Source organism: Streptomyces sp. NBC_01476 (assembly GCF_036227265.1).
Classification (GTDB): Bacteria; Actinomycetota; Actinomycetes; order Streptomycetales; family Streptomycetaceae; genus Actinacidiphila.
In genome coordinates, this window is the sequence record NZ_CP109446.1 from 2,060,242 (window position 1) to 2,076,435 (window position 16,194).

The window sequence follows — 16,194 nt, forward strand, 5'->3', positions numbered from 1 at the left end:
TCGCCAACCCGACCCGAGGGGCCGGGCCTAGGAGGAGTTGGATGTTCCAGAACGCCGACGACGTCAACAAGTTCATCTCGGACGAGGGCGTCAAGTTCGTCGACGTCCGATTCTGTGACCTGCCCGGTGTGATGCAGCACTTCACGGTGCCGGTGTCGTCGTTCGACCCGACCGACGAGCTTGCCTTCGACGGTTCGTCCATCCGCGGCTTCCAGGCCATCCACGAGTCGGACATGGCGCTGCGCGCCGACCTCTCCACGGCCCGCGTCGACCCGTTCCGCAAGGACAAGACGCTCAACATCAACTTCTTCATCCACGACCCGATCACCGGCGAGCAGTACAGCCGTGACCCGCGGAACGTGGCGAAGAAGGCCGAGACGTACCTGGCCTCCACCGGCATCGCCGACACCGCGTACTTCGGCCCCGAGGCCGAGTTCTACGTCTTCGACAGCGCGCGCTTCGCGACCCGGGCGAACGAGTCCTTCTACCACATCGACTCCGAGGCGGGCGCCTGGAACACCGGTGCGCTGGAGGACAACCGCGGCTACAAGGTCCGCTACAAGGGCGGCTACTTCCCGACGCCCCCGGTCGACCACTTCGCCGACCTGCGCGCGGAGATCTCCCTGGAGCTGGAGGCGGGCGGCCTGCAGGTCGAGCGCCAGCACCACGAGGTCGGCACCGCCGGCCAGGCGGAGATCAACTACAAGTTCAACACGCTGCTGGCCGCGGCCGACGACCTGATGCTCTTCAAGTACATCGTGAAGAACGTCGCCTGGCGCAACGGCAAGACCGCGACCTTCATGCCCAAGCCGATCTTCGGTGACAACGGCTCCGGTATGCACGTCCACCAGTCGCTCTGGCAGGGCGGCAACCCGCTCTTCTACGACGAGGCCGGTTACGCGGGTCTGTCGGACACCGCGCGCTACTACATCGGCGGCATCCTCAAGCACGCGCCCTCGCTGCTCGCCTTCACCAACCCGACGGTGAACTCCTACCACCGCCTGGTCCCCGGCTTCGAGGCCCCGGTCAACCTGGTCTACTCGCAGCGCAACCGCTCGGCCGCGATGCGGATCCCGATCACCGGGTCCAACCCGAAGGCCAAGCGGGTCGAGTTCCGCGCCCCTGACCCGTCCTCGAACCCGTACCTCGCCTTCTCCGCCCTGCTGCTGGCCGGCCTGGACGGCGTCAAGAACAAGATCGAGCCGGCCGAGCCGATCGACAAGGACCTCTACGAGCTCGCCCCGGAAGAGCACGCGAGCGTCCCCCAGGTCCCGACGTCCCTCCCGGCCGTTCTCACCGCGCTGGAGGAGGACAACGACTACCTGCAGGCCGGCGGCGTCTTCACCGCGGACCTGATCGAGACGTGGATCGATTTCAAGCGCACCAACGAAATCGCCCCGATCCAGCTGCGCCCGCACCCGCACGAGTTCGAGCTCTACTTCGACATCTAAATTCCCCGGCCCCGAGCGCTCCCCCGCTCTCCCGGGCCCTCTGCAGGCCGTGGGCCGCACCTCCTCGCGAGGTTGCGGCCCACGGCCTTGTGTTCGGGTGGCTCCGCGGGATGGTGCGGCGGCGACCGCACGGCCGGCTCAGTGGCCGGTGGCGTGGTCGGCGGCCTGGTCGGCGGTGGCGAGGATGGCCGGCCAGGGGAGGGGGCGGTCCGCGGGGGCCTCGCGGGGTTCGTGGAGCGGCCAGACGTCGGGGCCCTGGACGAGGTGTACGCCGGCCTGGCGCAGGACCTCCAGGTGGTGGGCCCAGGCGGGGTGGCGGGCGTGGGCCGCGTTCACCTGCGGGAAGACCACGACCGGTACGTCGGGCATGCCGAGCGCCTCGCAGAGCTGGGTGAGGGCCTGGTTGTCCGCGATGCCGGTGGCGAGTTTGGCGACGGTGTTGGCGCTCGCCGGAGCGACGACGTAGCAGTCCACGGGCGGGTGCGGCCGGGGTTCGCCGGGGAACCTCCCCTGGTCGCGCACGGGCAGCCCGGTCACCTCCGCCAGCCGCTCGACCTCGCCGATCGCCCGGAGCCAGGTCCCCGCGGTGGGCGTCAGCGTGACGGCGACCCGCCAGCCGCGCCCGATCGCGGGCTCCACCAGCCCCGTCCGCAGCCCCTCCACCCCACCGGCAGCCGCCCCCACAACCCCCAGCACCCCCCGCCCCGCCCTCGCCCCGTCCCGCACCATCTCCCGCACCCCCGCATTGTTGCCCTTGATCCCGCCGGCCGCACCCGGGCGAAAGTTTGACGCAGTGATTACGTCAAACCATCGTTGCCGCATGCTCTTCCCCACCCCTTCTCTGCGGCCAGACGATGAGCGCGTGCTCGGCGACGTTGAGCAGATGCGCCGGGCACTGCGGCATCAGGTGCGCGCAACGCCGGCCAGGTGGGTCGCGCGGCTGCGGAAGTTCCTCACCGCCGACGCGGTGGCCGCGTCGAACTCGATCGAGGGGTTCAAGGTCTCCACGGTCGACGTGGAGGACCTGATGGAGGGCGAGCACGAGGTCGACGTGTCCGAGGAGAACCGTGAGGAGACCCTCGCGTACCAGCGGATGATGACCTACGTGCAGACGCTCCATGACGTCGAGGACTTCGGTTACAGCAAGGGCCTGCTCAACGGGATGCACTGGATGCTGCAAGGGCACCGCCACAGCGTGCGCCGGCCGGCCAGTGGCGCCGGGGTCCGGTCTATGTGACGGACGCCCGCGATCCCAGCATCGCCGCGTACACCGCACCGGACGCGGAAGGCGTCCCGGACCTCATGCGGCAACTCGTGGACTGGCTCAACACCGACGACGGGTCGCACCCGCTCGTGCGCGCTGCCATGGCACACCTGCATCTCGTCTCCATCCACCCGTGGGCCGACGGCAACGGCCGGATGTCCCGCTCGCTGCAGACGCTCCTGATCGCCCGGGAGGGCGTCCTCGCCCCGGAGTTCTCCTCTGTCGAGGCGTGGCTGGGACGGCCCGGCAACACCTGGGAGTATTACCGCGAACTCCAGAACCGCGGCGCCGAATACCTCCCCGACCAGGACGTCTCCAGCTGGATCCGCTTCAATCTGACCGCCTACCACCAGCAGACCCAGACGGTCCGAGGGCGGCTCCACCGTTCGGGGCGGGTGTGGGAGACACTCACGGAATTCGCGGAGAGCAGCGGCTTCGACGAGCGCACGGTGGCCGCGCTGCACGACGTGGCCATGGCAGGGCGGGTCCGCCGCAGTCGCTACGAGCATGCCGAGGGTCTCAGCACACAGCAGGCCCAGCGTGACCTCCGCGAGCTCGTGACGGCACACGTCCTTGAGCCGGTCGGCCGCACCCGGGCCCGGTACTACACGGCCGGCGACCGGTTCCCCGGGACTTCCCTGGAGATCGCCCGCACTCCCATGACGCTGGCGGATCCGTACGCGCGGTGAGCCCGCCGGGCGTCGGGGGGCGGGAGCTGGGGGGTGGGGGGAGGGGTGGGGCAGACTGGGGGTATGCCTGAATTGCCGGAGGTGGAGGCCCTGCGGGGGTTTTTGGGGGAGAGAGTTGTCGGGAGGAGTGTTGAGCGGGTGTGGCCGGTGGCGGTGCACGCGCTGAAGACCTATGAGCCGGCGGTGACCGCTTTTGAAGGGGTCACCTTCGATGGGGTGGAGCGGTACGGGAAGTTCCTGGGGTTGCGGGGCGGGGGGCTGTATCTGGTGATGCACCTGGCCCGGGCGGGGTGGGTGCGGTGGAGTGAGGAGCTGGCGGAGGGGGCGCCGCGGCCGGGGAAGGGGCCACTGGCGCTGCGGGTCCGGCTGGAGGGCGGCGCCGGGTTCGATGTGACCGAGGCCGGGACGCAGAAGCGGCTGGCCGTCTATGTGGTGCGGGATCCGCAGGAGGTGCCGGGGGTGGCGCGGCTGGGTCCCGATCCGTTCGACGAGGCGTTCACGCTGGAGGTCTTCACGGGGATGCTGACCGGCGAGCGGCGCCAGATCAAGGGCGTGCTCCGGGACCAGGGGGTGATCGCCGGCATCGGGAACGCGTACTCGGACGAGATCCTGCACGCGGCCCGGATGTCCCCGTTCAAGCTGGCCGCCAAGCTCTCCGAGGAGGAGACCCGGCGGCTGTACGAGGCCATCGGGACGACACTCGGCGAGGCCGTGGAACGGTCCCGGGGGCTGCCGCTGCGTGATCTGAAGGCCGAGAAGAAGAGCGGGCTGCGGGTGCACGGACGCAAGGGCGAGGCGTGCCCGGTCTGCGGAGACACCATCCGCGAGGTGTCGTTCAGCGACTCCGCGCTCCAGTACTGCCCCACCTGCCAGACCGGCGGCAAACCGCTGGCCGACCGGCGGATGTCCCGGCTGCTGAAGTAGCGCCCGCCGCCCCCGTACGCCCGCCGCCGGCCCGCGCTCCCGGGCGACACCCGGCCGCATGCACGCCCGCACCCCCGCCACACGCAACGGCAGGGCACCGCGGCACGCGAAGGCCGGGGCACACCCGCCCCCCGCACCCGTGACGTAGGTCACGCACAAGCGGTCAGACGCGGTCGATATGGACGTTTGTCGACTTGACCCGGGCGATCGCCTCCGCGCCCACCTCCAGGCCCAGCTCCTCCACTGCCTCGCGGGTGACCAGGGAGACCAGGCGGTGCGGGCCGGCCTGGATCTCCACCTGCGCGGCGACGTCACCGAGTTTGACCGCGGTCACGATGCCGGGGAAGGCGTTGCGGACCGTGGTGCGGGAGGACTCGGGGTCGGAGTCACCGGGCGACTGGGCGAGTTCCACCGAGAAGGCGGCCAGGTCACGTCCGTCGATGAGGCGCCGGCCGGCCTCGTCGCGGTGCGTGGCGACGCGACCCGCGTCGGCCCAGCGGCGGGCGGTGTCCGGGCTGACGCCCAGCAGGCGGGCGGCCTGCCCGATGGTGTACGACTGCATGCCGCCACCCTAGGCCCAGGCCGCCGCGGAAAAGCCGCACGGACGCCGGAAGGACGCCGCACACACGCCGCGAGGACGCGGCACGGTCACGGCCACCGGCACAGCAGGGACACAGGCAGGGACGCCCCCGCATCCCCGGCGGCCAGGGGTCAGGCCCCCTGCTGGAGGATGTCCCGCCAGGAGTGCTCGGGAACGTAGCCAAGGGCCTCGCGGGCCCGCTCGATGCTGAGCAGCGTCTCGAACTCGCCTATCTTCCGGGTGAGTTCGACCTCGGGAAAGACCTCCGCCAGAAGCTCCGCGGAGGGGCGGTTCATGATCGTGTCCGCCGCCGCGATGACAAAGGACGGGGCGCCGGTGAGCGGCGCGTTCAGAGCGAGCCGGCAGGCCAGCGCCACATCGCGCGCGTCCACGTAACCCCACAGGTTCCACTTGCGCAGCTGCGCGTCGCCCCAGTAGCCGGGGACGAAGCGGTAGTCCCGCTCGACGTGGACGTTGGAGAGCCGCAGGGCGACGAAGGGGATGCCGGACCAGTCGGCTATGTGCCCCGCCGTGGTCTCGCTTGCCGTCTTGGACAGGGCATAGGTCGAGGTGGGGTACGGGTAGTGGTCCTCGTCGACCGGCGCGTAGCGGGGCGGGGTGTCGAAGGGCAGGCCCAGCGTGGTCTCGCTGGACGCCCAGACCACCCGGCTCAGCTTGTTCTGGGCGGCGGCCAGGAAGACGTTGTTGTTCATCGCCAGGTTGGCGTTGAGGGTGTGGGCCGCAGGGAAGAGGCCGGGCGCCGGGATGTTGGCGAGGTGGATCACCGTGTCGGCGTCCTGCAGCGCGTCGACCGTCTGCCCGTAGTCGGTGAGGTCGGCGCAGAGCAGCGGGGCCCCCAGCTCCGCCATCCGTTCCCGGTCGCCCGGGCCGGCCACGATGTCCACGGCGAGGACCTCGTGGCCGTGCGCCAGCAGATCTGCCACGACGACGCGGCCGGTCTTACCGCTGGCTCCGGTGACGGCGACTGTGCTGCTGCTCATGAGCGGGCTCCGTGCTTCTCTCTTGCGCTGGCTTCGCGTGCGTGCGTGCGGATCTTCTTCTGCGTACCGACTGCTCCCGGCCGTTCGACGCCCGACCGATCCGCCCTGTTCAGGCGGCCCCCGCCGTTCGACCGGCGCGGCTCCAACAGCTTGCCACAGCCGTCCGCCCGCCCGTTTCGCCCCCTGTGGACAACTCCCGGCAACGACGCGTACCCGTTCTGGGCGACCGAGTACGCGTACACCTACGGCGATCCGCGGGCCGGTTCGCCGGCTGCCGCTTTCCTGCGCTACCTCACCAACTCGGTCGGCCAGGACATCATCCGCTCCCACGGCGACCGCCCCTGCGCGGAGCCGGCCAACCCGGTGCTCTGCCGGCCGTCGCCGGCGAAGTGACGGTCCGCGACGGGGACGGGGACGGGTGAACCCGGGCCCCGGTGTCGGGGGGTCCCCGTAGTCTGAGGGGGGTCGAGGGAGGGGATCGTGGACGAGGGTGTCGGGGTCGGGCGCGAAGCCACCGCCCTGTTCGCGCGGGCGGCGCGGCTGCGCGGGACCGCGCGGCACGTCGTCACGGAGTACGACGCGGCGCGCGCGGCGGTCGAGGAGGCGCTCGCGCCGATCCGGATGAGGCTGGTGCGCCGCGAGCTGGCCGCGATGCCCGTCGGACGGCTGGCCGACGCCACCGAGGGGCGGCTGCGGATCACCGCGCTGGAGAAGGCCGGGTACGACAGCGTCGGGCAGGTTTTCGACGCGAGCCCTTACGAGCTGAGCCGGCTTCCCGGGGTCGGTCCCACCACCGTCGCGCAGGCGCGGGCCGCCGCCACCCAACTGGCGCTTGCCGTGCAGGAGACCGTGTCGGTCCCGCTGGACGTGGAGCTCCGCGAGGACGAACTCACCGGGGCGCTGGTGGTACGCCTGCACCGGCTGGTGGAAGCGGGCCCGGAGACGGTCAGGGCGCGGGAGACCGCGGGGCGTACGGAGCAGCGGCTGCTCGCACTGGCGACGTCGGCCCGGCCGGCCCGGGGGCGGCTGAGCATGCTGCTGGCCGGGCGCGAGCGCCGGGAAGTGGCCCGCACGGCGCTGGCCGAACTGGACGCGACGCTGCGGGCGGCGGAGAAGGACGACCTCGCGCTGATGTTCACGCAGGCGTCGGTGGACCTGATGCGGGCGTCGGGCTCGGGACCGGACGCCGCCACCGAGGCGTGGATCGACTTCGAACTGCGCGCCCCCGAATACCACGGGCTGCTGGGCGAGTTCGGCGGTCCGGCGCCGGACGCCGCCGCGGCACAGGGCTTCCTGCCCACCGAACTGGCCGACCGGGTACGGGCGCAGCCGCTGGACGACACGCACCGCCGGGTGTCGCTGCGCGGGTATCAGGCGTTCGGGGCCCGCTTCGCGCTGGCCCAGCGGCGGGTGGTGCTCGGTGACGAGATGGGCCTGGGCAAGACGGTGCAGGCCGTCGCGGCGCTGGCGCATCTCAAGGCGGAGGGGCGGACGCACTTCCTGGTGGTCTGCCCGGCGAGCGTGCTGGTGAACTGGCTGCGCGAGATCGAGTCCCGCAGCACCCTGCGCGCCTACCGGGTGCACGGCCCCGACCGGGCGCTCGCGCTCAAGGAGTGGCTGTCGGCGGGTGATGTGGCGGTGACCACCTACGAGGCGCTGCGGGCGCTGGATCCGGTGCGGGACGCGCCGGGCGAGCCGCTGGGCATGCTCGTCGCCGACGAGGCGCACTACGTCAAGAACCCCGAGGCGCGCAGGTCGGTGGCGCTGGCGGCCTGGATGACGCGGGCGGACCGGGTGCTGCTGCTCACCGGCACCCCGATGGAGAACCGCGTCGAGGAGTTCCGCAATCTGGTCGGTTATGTCTCGCCCGAGCTGCTGCCGCAGGTCCGCCGGAGCCTGGCGGCGGCCGGACCGCAGGCGTTCCGCAAGGCGGTCGGTCCGGCGTATCTGCGGCGCAATCAGGTCGATGTGCTCAGCGAACTCCCCGAGCTGGTCCGGGTGGACGAGTGGGAGGACCTCTCCAGGGCCGATCTGGCGGCCTACCGGCAGGCGGTCGCGGCCGGGAACTTCATGGCGATGCGGCGGGCCGCGTACGCCGATCCGGTCCGGTCGGCGAAGCTGACGCGGTTGCGGGAGGTCGTGAAGGAGGCCGCCGAGAACGGGCTGAAGGTGGTGGTCTTCTCCTACTTCCGCGAGGTGCTGGAGACGGTGACCGCGGCACTCGGCGGTGCGGTGGCCGGCACGATCACCGGCAGTACGCCCGCGACCGAACGGCAGCGGCTGGCCGACGCGTTCGCCTCCTCCCCCGGCCACGCGGTGCTGGTCGCGCAGATCCAGGCCGGCGGGGTCGGGCTCAATCTGCAGGCGGCCTCGGTGGTGGTGCTCTGCGAGCCGCAGATCAAGCCGACGATGGAGGAGCAGGCGATCGCCAGGGCGCACCGGATGGGCCAGGTCCGCCGGGTGCAGGTGCACCGGCTGCTCGGCGCGGACAGTGTGGATCAGCGGATGCTGGAGATCCTGGCAGGCAAGAGCCGTGCGTTCGACGCGTATGCCCGGCTCAGTGACACCGCCGACTCGGCGCCGGAGGCCCTCGACATATCGGAGCAGTCGCTGGCCCGTCTGGTCGTGGAGGCGGAACAGCTGCGGCTGTCCGGCGAAGTGGCTCCCGCCGGGGACCGGGTGAGCCTGACGAAGGCCGCGAACGCCGTCGGCGCGGCGGAAGCCCCCGAGGCCAGGGAGACCGCCGGGAGCACCGAGCCCGCCGAACCCGCCGAGACCTCCGGGCAGCCGGGCGGGCGGTGATCGGGCCGGCGGCCGGCGGGGCACCCGGCAGCGCGCTGATGGACCGGGTACGGACAACGGCACCCGCTGGGCCGGCCACGTGCGGGGCGGCGACGACGCGAGACACCGCACCGCACGTGGCCGGGGTGAGAGGACCGCCGGTCAGGTGCTGTAGACCTCGAACTCGGCGATCTGGGCGGCGGGCCAGCCGGTGTTGGCGGTGAAGTTGAGCCGGATGTAGCGGGCGCTGACCGTGGCCGGCAGGCTGATCGTCACGGTGTTGCCGGACGCCGGGTCGAACGTGTAGGCGGCGTTGGGCAGTTGGGTGGCCGGCGGCAGTGAGGTGCCGGCCTGGACGGAGATGGTCTGGGTACGGGTGGCCCAGGCGGTGGCCGGCGGCAGCTTCAGCACCAGCCGCTTGACCGGGTAGGGGGAACCGCCGAGGTCGACCTGGAGCCACTGCGGGAACGCGTTGTTGGCCGATTCCCAGTAGGTGCTGGGGTTGCCGTCGTTGGCGTTGCCCGGGAAGTACACCTGGGTCTGGCTGCTGGCCGAAATGGCCTTGCCCGCCGCGAGGTTGCCGGCCGGCGGGGCACCGGCGTCGGTGGTGACGGTGACCTGGTTGGAGGGCTGCGAGATGTCGCCGGCGGCGTCCAGGGCCTGTACGTCGTAGGTGTAGGAGGTGGACGGGGTCAGGCCGGTGACCGTGAAGGCGGTGACGTTGCCCGCGGTGCTGCCGACCGGGGTGGTGGAGGCGCCAGTGACGCTCATCACCCGGTAGCCGGTGACGGCGACATTGTCGGTCGCGGCGTTCCAGGCCAGGGAGACGGAGTTGCTGGTGTGCGCGGTGACGCGGAGGTTGCCGGGCGCGGTCGGCGGTACGGTGTCGCCGCCGGTGACGACGGGCTGGGTGGGGCGGGTCGCGGTCAGCGCGATCTGTCCCTTGAGCATCCGGCCACCGTCCCCGGTCAGCCGCAGATAGTAGTCCGACGAGCACGCCGTACCGTCCTCGTCCAGCGCCAGCATCCCCGAATCAGTGGGCAGCCACGCCGCGGACTCCGCGGTCTTGGCGATCTGATTGCCCTCGTTGAACTCGTCGAACATCGAGATGTAGATCCCCTGCACCCCCGCCCGCTTCATGTTGTAGAACTGCCGCCACATGAAATCCCCGTGCGCCCGCTGCCGCAGCGTCACCGCACCCGGCAGCACACACGGCAGATAGTCGATGCCGTGCGCCGCACAGTCCGCCAGATCCGGAACCGTCGCCACGTTGTAGAAGTTGTCCGCGTCCCCGACATTCCCGATCCGGCCCACCAGCCACGGCGACAGCGCGTGGAAGGCGTGGTAGACATCGATGAACCCGGGACGGGAATCACGGTCACCGGTACGCCACCAGGTCGGCACCCCGCCGATCACATAACACCCCTGGTCCTTGAACCAGTTGACGACATCCAGACACGGCGCCGGCGCGAACGGCCGCTTGTCGTCACTGAAGCCGAAGCCCCAGATACACACCACCGGCTTGCCGTTCTGCGTGGCATACGCCGACGACGCGGTGTGCGCCTTCATCTTGGCGGTCCAGTCGTTCTTGATCTCCGACTGCATGGTCGTCCAGTCGGTCACGTCGTACATGATGTAGAACTTCCGGCCGTGCGACTCCGCCGCACTGCGCACCTTGGCCGCCATCGCGTCCCGCGTCGGCCCCTCACCGCCCACCGGGTTGAACCGCTGCAGCGCCGCGGTGTCGATGCCGTTCTGCTGCATCCACAGGAAATGCGTGTCCACGGTCTGCTGGTCGTAGGAGGAGAAGAGGTCCGCCGGCTGCCCGTTGCCGAGATTCGCGTACCCCGAGTGATACGTCCGGCTGAACTCCCGCACATCCGGCCACGCCACGATCGTGGTGTTCGACGGCGCCGGCGGCTGCCCGCCGTTCGCACTGTAATGCCACCAGGAGTTGATCGGCGCACCGTCACCCGGGCACGCGAACCACCCCTGATACCCGACCGAGACCTTGCCGACGACATCACCCGGACCACTCGCCGCCGGCGCCGCACCGGCCGACGACACCGGACCGACCACACCCAGCGCGGCCAGACCCACAGCGGCCGAACCTCCGGCCGCCGTGCCCAGGAACATACGACGTGACACACCCATCTGGACTCTCCTCCGATCGGCGTCGACTCCCGCCGGTGCGCGGCTGATGGGGGGATCGGCAGCGGATCGGAAGTCTGGTGCGGGGGATCGTAACGAAGGGGTTACGTTCGCGCAATAGATCGAACGTAAGGCGAAATAATTGACAGAAGTCGCGCAAGAAGCGCCCAGATGGCGGTCTCGCACGGGATTCACACGATTGAGACCGGGATCTCAGCGCAGGCAAAGAATTCGTTCATACGGTGCTCCCCATGAGCCAGGAACGGTCGCCGGACACCAGCGCGGACGGCGGGGACAGTGGGGACAGCGAGGGCGGCACAGCCCCGCCGGACGGCATAACCACGCCGGACCGCCTGGTCCCGCCGGACGGCATAACCACGCCGGACCGCCTGGTCCCGCCGGACGGCATAACCACGCCGGACCGCCTGGTCCCGTCGGCGGACGACGACGCGCAGACCCCGGGCAGCGACGGGCGGGAGCGGCTGTGGTCCCGGCAGATGGTCCTGTCGGTCAGCGCCCTGGCCGTGATGGCCGCGCTGACCCTGACCACGATCGTCCAGTCGCCGGCCCACTCGTCAACACCCGGGCCCGGTACGGAAGATGCCAAGCCGGCCGCCGAACTCACCCAGGCCGCGCGAGCGCCCGCCCCGGCCGCCGAGTCACCGGTGTCCAGCCCGGCGCCGAGCCGGACCCCGGCCACCACGCCGCCCCCGGCCACAACACCCGCGGCCCCGTCGCCGTCCCCCTCCGCCACCACGGCCGACCCGCGCACGTCCCTGTCCCGGGCGGTCAAGGACCTCGGCGGCAGCGGCACGATGTCGGTGGGCGTCGCCGACCTGGACGGCACCGCGAGCGCCACGTACGACAGCGACCGCGACGACCGCGCGTACGACACCGCCAGCATCGTCAAGGTCGACATCCTCGCCACGCTGCTGCTCCGGCACCAGCGCAGGGGAACGTCGCTGAGCGCCGGGGAGCGGAATCTGGCCACGTCGATGATCGAGGTGAGCGACAACGACGCGGCCGAGGAACTGTGGGAGACCATCGGCGGTGCATCAGGGCTCGCCGCCGGCAACGCCACCCTCGGGCTGCACCACACCGTGGGCGGCCCGGGTGATCTGTGGGGCCTCACCCAGACCACCGCGGTCGATCAACTCGCCCTGCTTCGGGCGGTCTTCGGCAGCTCCGGCTCACCGCTGTCGGCCGCCTCGCGCAGCTATGTGAAGTCGCTGATGACCTCGGTGTCGGCCGGGCAGCGCTGGGGCGTCTCGGCCGCCGACTCCGACGGCGCCGGCTTCGCCCTGAAGAACGGCTGGCTGCAGCGCACCGCCACCGGGCTGTGGGATATCAACAGCATCGGCCTGGTGACCTATCACGGCCACCGGCTGCTGATCTGCGTGCTGTCGTCGGGGCAGCGCTCGGAGCAGAAGGGCATCGATCTGGTGGAGGACGCGGCGAGCGCGGCGGCTACGTCCTTCGTGGCCGGCCTGTCGTGATCCGGCCATGACCGGGGCCGGGCCGTGACGTGGATGCCGTCATGGCCGGGGAAGCCGGGAGGGGCGGCGCAGGAGCGGCCGGGCAGCCGCGCACCGTGGAGCGTGAGCACGACGGGGAGCGCGGAGAAGGTCACCCGGCCATGGTGCCCGGACCGTACGACATCCGTCAGTCTGGATTGACAGCCCTCCGCTTGTCAGTCTAGATTGACAGTTATGGACCTCACTGCGGTCATGCATACGGACGATCCCGCCGTCGGCCTGCGCGCCGTCGGAGCGCTGCACCGGCTCGCCGAGCAGGTGGAGGCGGCGCATGTGGCGCTGGCCCGCCGGCAGGGGTGGTCGTGGGAGCAGATCGGTGACGCCCTCGGGGTGTCGCGCCAGTCGGTACACGCGAAGTACGGAAAGTGAGGCCGCTCATGCCGGACACCGCCACCACCCGTCTCAAGCCCGTACTCGACCTGGCCAGGGAGGAGGCGAACCTGCGGGGGGACCGCCGGATCGGCACCGATCACCTGCTGCTCGCGCTGCTGCACGACCCCGCCGCCCCGCCGGCCCGCGCGCTCGGTGTCACGCTCACCGAGGGGCGGGACGCCCTGGAGTCGCTGGACCGCGGCGCGCTGGCCTCGCTCGGCATCCGGCTGGACGGCCCGTTGGCGCCGCCCCCGGTGCGCGGCCAGCGCCGCCTGCCCTTCAACTCCGCGGCCCGCACGGCGATCGGCGCCGCCAAGCACGAGGCGGAGCACGAGCGCAGGGGCCGCCGGATCGAGCCCCGGCACCTGCTGCTCGCGCTCCTCAACGCCCGCCATCCCGACCCGGCCGCCGACCTGCTCTCCGCGCTGAATCTGCGCGGTCCCGCGGTACGCGAACGGCTCGCGGGCTGCTGATCCGCGGCGTACGGCCGCCCGGACGCCGGTGCGGCGCACGGGCGCAGACCACTACTCCGCCACCTCCACCAGCACCTTGCCGACCGCCCCGGCCTCGACCGCCGCGTGCGCGTCCCCGGTCCTCGCCAGCGGGAAGCGGTGCAGCGGCAGCCCCGCCTCCTCGCCGACCCGGACCGCCCCGTCGGCGACCGCCGCCGTCACCGCGGCCACCGCGTGGTCCTTGGCGGTCCGCGGCACCGTGTAGACCAGGACACCCTGCCAGCGGATGTTGGTGAACATCGAAGGCCGGACCGGAACGGTCATCGTGCCGCTGTCGTCGGCGTAGAAGGCGACGACCGCGTCAGGGGCGGTCACCGCGACATCGAGTGCGGCGTTGGCGCCGGGGGCGACCTCGGCCACGATGTGCACACCGTCGGGGGCGATCCGGCGGATCTCGGCGGCGGCGTCCCGCTCCCGGTAGTTGACGACGTGGTGCGCGCCGGCCGCGGTGGCGAGCGCCGCCTTCTCGGCGCTGCTCACCGTCGTGATCACGGTGGCGCCGGCCCAGCGCGCGAGCTGGATCGCCGCGTTGCCGACCGCGCCCGCGCCGCCGGCCACCAGCACCGTACGGCCGTCGAGCGCGCCGACCGCGAGCCGCTGCGGCCCGCCGTCCGCGACGGTCAGCAGCCGGTGGGCGGTGAGCGCCGGGATGCCGAGGCTCGCGCCGAGTTCGAAGGAGGCGTGCTCCGGCAGCGCGACGGCCTGCCGGGAGGGCAGCGTCACATACTCCTGGGCGGTGCCGCCCGCCCTTTTGTACGCCGCCTCCCAGATCCAGACCCGCTCGCCGATCCGGTTCTCCGGGACGCCGGGGCCGACGGCGTCGATCACCCCGGCGCCGTCCTGGTTCGGGACCTGCTCCGCGTCCGGGGACGCGTTCTGCCGGACCTTCCAGTCGGTCGGATTGACGCCGGAGAGCCATACCCGCACGCGCACTTCGCCCGGCCCCGGCTCCGGCTGCGGCCGGTCGGCGAGGGAGAGCACGTCGCTGCTGCCACTGGTGGTGTAGATGATCGCCTTCATGAGCCGTACAAGGTACCGGCAGGCGCGATTCTTCCCGGACTCCGCTGCTCCGTTCGGTGCGCCGTCCGCGGCATCCGCCCCGCCGCACGCCCCGGACGGACGGGCTGAGCCGGCGTCACACCGGCCCGGTGCTCAGGACGGTTCCGGCAGCGCGACCCGGTCGGCGGCCGGTGCGATCCGCGGCACGCGGGGGACGTACGTCCCCGAGGCGCCGCCGTGGCCGCGGTGGATGAGCAGGCCGGAGAGCGGATCGGGGACCGCGTCCAGGGCGGCCTGGGTGCCGGGCAGTGACTTCCACAGGAGCCAGTCGCGTTCCTTGGTGAACGCCACTTCGAGCACCACACCCCAGCTGTGCTCGAACCATTTCCAGCCTGCCGCGCCATTGGTCACCAGCGACTCGGCGAGCGTCTGCGCGTACGCGTCACGCCAGGACGCGGCCGGGATCACCGCGTGTTCGGCGTCCAGGATCTCTATCGACCACCAGTCCGCAGCCTTCATGCCAACGACCATAGACACCGGTCCCGGCGACCGGAAGGGGTGAGAGCGCGCCCTTGGCCTGATCTTTTACGTACGTCAGGTTTGCGGTGGTTTCCCGCCAGGGCACGCTCCCGCTCCCCCTGGTTACCGCAAGCCCGCCTCCGCCGCCGCGAGGATCTCGGTGACCCGCGCACCGAACCGCGCGTCGCACGGGTTGGGGCCGCCGGCGACCGCCGCGATCAGCGTGTCGATCGCGTGGCCGAAGGATTCGGTGGCAGGCCCGCTGACGCCCTCCGGGTAGGTGGCGACCCCGTGCGTGCCGCGGAACTCGATCGCCACGCCGGCGCCGGCTCGCGGCGCGGTCAGGGTGAGCACCGCGGTACTCGACGCGCCGCTCTCATGACGAAGCGTCAGATGCGTGGTGTCGCCCGCCCCGCGGGCGCTGTGCACCTCGGTGACGTCGCCGAGCACCGGCAGCAGGACGGACAGCGCGTGCGGGCCCACGTCCCACAGGCCGCCTTTCTCCCGGCGCCAGGGCGAGTCGGCGAACGGGCTCGCGCCGTCGCCGAACACCGACCCGTACCAGTCGGCGCGGCCGAGGTACCAGTCGCCGGTCGCCGCCTGCTGGTCGATCCACCGGGCGGAGGCCGGGTCGAAGCGCAGGGTGAAGAAGACCACGGAGGCCACCCCGCTCCCGGTTACCGCGTCGGCCACCGCGTGCGCGTCATCGACGGTCGCCGCCAGCGGCTTGTCCAGCAGCAGATGACGGCCGGCCTTCGCCGCCCTGACCGCGAGCGGCGCCTGGAACGCGGGCGGCAGGGCGACCGCCACCGCGTCGACGTCCGCGATCAGGGCTTCCACGTCGTCATAGGCCCGCACCCCGAAGGCGCCCGCGACCTCGGCTGCCGCCTCGGGCCTGCGGCCCCACACCCCGGCGAATTCCACCCCGGGGTGGGCGGCGAGCGCGGGGCCGTGGGTCATCGAGGCCCAAGGGCCGGTGCCGAGCAGGCCGAAACGGATCGTCATGAGGTCACCTTGGGCTCGTCGTGCCTGGCATAGGAGTCGCCGTCCACATCCCGCCACTCGACGGAGAACTGCACTTCCACCGCGGGGATCACGGCGGTGTGCCGCCGCAGCAGGGCGAGCACCGCCCCGGTCGTCTCGCGCTTGACCTCCGCGGTGCGGCCGGCCAGCAGGGCCAGTTCGGCATGGATCATCGCGTAGTACGGCGAGCCGTCGGCGATCCAGGTCTCCTCCAGCCGCAGGAAGCGGGTCTTGCAGCCCTGGAGGCGGCCCCCGGCGACAGTGACCAGCGTCTCGTGCAGATCCTTGGCGAAGGCGGGGCGGTCGAAGGCGTCGGCGACGGTCCCGGAGTACACGACGGTGATGTGCGGCATGCCGCCCATTGTGCCGCCCGCCCGGATGCGGCCCGCCGCC

17 protein-coding genes are annotated in these 16,194 nt (G+C 71.7%); 9 read left to right on the plus strand and 8 right to left on the minus strand.

The features are described from left to right. The first annotated feature begins 41 nt into the window (after positions 1–41). A complete protein-coding gene (gene glnA / locus OG552_RS09015; RefSeq protein WP_329131048.1) occupies positions 42–1,451 on the plus strand; it encodes a type I glutamate--ammonia ligase in 1,410 nt (469 codons plus the stop codon). A gap of 138 nt (positions 1,452–1,589) precedes the next feature. Here the strand turns inward: glnA and OG552_RS09020 are convergent, their stop codons facing one another. After that, on the minus strand, positions 1,590–2,180 hold the full coding sequence (locus OG552_RS09020) for a flavoprotein (protein WP_329140679.1): 591 nt from the start codon (positions 2,178–2,180) through the stop codon (positions 1,590–1,592). 133 nt (positions 2,181–2,313) lie between these two features. Here OG552_RS09020 and OG552_RS09025 point away from each other — a divergent pair, with 133 nt between their 5' ends. The 3 genes from OG552_RS09025 (at position 2,314) to OG552_RS09035 (ending at position 4,328) form a co-directional block, all read left to right on the plus strand. Then, the gene (locus OG552_RS09025) at positions 2,314–2,688 is read left to right on the plus strand and encodes a hypothetical protein (protein WP_329131050.1); all 375 of its coding nucleotides are present in this window, start codon (positions 2,314–2,316) and stop codon (positions 2,686–2,688) included. Further along, the gene (locus tag OG552_RS09030; RefSeq protein WP_329131052.1) at positions 2,685–3,404 is read left to right on the plus strand and encodes a Fic family protein; all 720 of its coding nucleotides are present in this window, start codon (positions 2,685–2,687) and stop codon (positions 3,402–3,404) included. The genes OG552_RS09025 and OG552_RS09030 overlap by 4 nt, the downstream gene beginning before the upstream one ends. Positions 3,405–3,467: 63 nt before the next feature. Beyond that, a complete protein-coding gene (locus OG552_RS09035) occupies positions 3,468–4,328 on the plus strand; it encodes an Fpg/Nei family DNA glycosylase (RefSeq protein WP_329131054.1) in 861 nt (286 codons plus the stop codon). Positions 4,329–4,491: 163 nt separating this feature from the next. Here the strand turns inward: OG552_RS09035 and OG552_RS09040 are convergent, their stop codons facing one another. Further along, positions 4,492–4,890, minus strand: a complete 399-nt coding sequence (locus OG552_RS09040; protein ID WP_329131056.1) for a TOBE domain-containing protein — start codon at positions 4,888–4,890, stop codon at positions 4,492–4,494. Positions 4,891–5,039: 149 nt separating this feature from the next. Next, a complete protein-coding gene (locus OG552_RS09045; RefSeq protein WP_329131058.1) occupies positions 5,040–5,909 on the minus strand; it encodes an NAD-dependent epimerase/dehydratase family protein in 870 nt (289 codons plus the stop codon). 150 nt (positions 5,910–6,059) lie between these two features. Between OG552_RS09045 and OG552_RS09050 the strand changes: the two genes are divergently transcribed. Both OG552_RS09050 and OG552_RS09055 read left to right on the plus strand, forming a co-directional pair. Continuing rightward, positions 6,060–6,302, plus strand: coding sequence for a hypothetical protein (locus OG552_RS09050; RefSeq protein WP_329131060.1), 243 nt, complete (start codon positions 6,060–6,062; stop codon positions 6,300–6,302). Positions 6,303–6,386: 84 nt separating this feature from the next. Next, positions 6,387–8,711 (plus strand): DEAD/DEAH box helicase, encoded by a 2,325-nt coding sequence (locus tag OG552_RS09055; RefSeq protein WP_443071152.1) that lies wholly within the window; start codon positions 6,387–6,389, stop codon positions 8,709–8,711. Between the two features lie 141 nt (positions 8,712–8,852). On the opposite strand, the gene OG552_RS09060 is transcribed toward OG552_RS09055, so the two are convergent. Then, a complete protein-coding gene (locus OG552_RS09060) occupies positions 8,853–10,844 on the minus strand; it encodes a galactose-binding domain-containing protein (protein WP_329131062.1) in 1,992 nt (663 codons plus the stop codon). A 248-nt stretch (positions 10,845–11,092) separates the two neighbouring features. Between OG552_RS09060 and OG552_RS09065 the strand changes: the two genes are divergently transcribed. The 3 genes from OG552_RS09065 (at position 11,093) to OG552_RS09075 (ending at position 13,221) form a co-directional block, all read left to right on the plus strand. Beyond that, complete coding sequence (locus tag OG552_RS09065) at positions 11,093–12,337, plus strand: serine hydrolase (RefSeq protein ID WP_329131064.1); 1,245 nt, start codon at positions 11,093–11,095, stop codon at positions 12,335–12,337. A 213-nt stretch (positions 12,338–12,550) separates the two neighbouring features. Next, entirely contained in the window at positions 12,551–12,745 is a 195-nt protein-coding gene (locus OG552_RS09070; protein WP_329131066.1) for a helix-turn-helix domain-containing protein, read from the plus strand. Positions 12,746–12,753: 8 nt separating this feature from the next. Continuing rightward, positions 12,754–13,221, plus strand: coding sequence for a Clp protease N-terminal domain-containing protein (locus OG552_RS09075; protein WP_329131068.1), 468 nt, complete (start codon positions 12,754–12,756; stop codon positions 13,219–13,221). A gap of 51 nt (positions 13,222–13,272) precedes the next feature. Here the strand turns inward: OG552_RS09075 and OG552_RS09080 are convergent, their stop codons facing one another. From OG552_RS09080 to OG552_RS09095, 4 genes are all read right to left on the minus strand, one after another. Continuing rightward, a complete protein-coding gene (locus OG552_RS09080; protein ID WP_329131070.1) occupies positions 13,273–14,280 on the minus strand; it encodes an NADPH:quinone reductase in 1,008 nt (335 codons plus the stop codon). 132 nt (positions 14,281–14,412) lie between these two features. Continuing rightward, the gene (locus tag OG552_RS09085) at positions 14,413–14,778 is read right to left on the minus strand and encodes a hypothetical protein (RefSeq protein ID WP_329131072.1); all 366 of its coding nucleotides are present in this window, start codon (positions 14,776–14,778) and stop codon (positions 14,413–14,415) included. Positions 14,779–14,901: 123 nt separating this feature from the next. Beyond that, complete coding sequence (locus OG552_RS09090) at positions 14,902–15,777, minus strand: Gfo/Idh/MocA family protein (RefSeq protein ID WP_329140683.1); 876 nt, start codon at positions 15,775–15,777, stop codon at positions 14,902–14,904. Positions 15,778–15,779: 2 nt separating this feature from the next. Next, positions 15,780–16,154, minus strand: coding sequence for a 5-carboxymethyl-2-hydroxymuconate Delta-isomerase (locus OG552_RS09095; protein WP_329131075.1), 375 nt, complete (start codon positions 16,152–16,154; stop codon positions 15,780–15,782). Between the last annotated feature and the right edge of the window lie 40 nt (positions 16,155–16,194).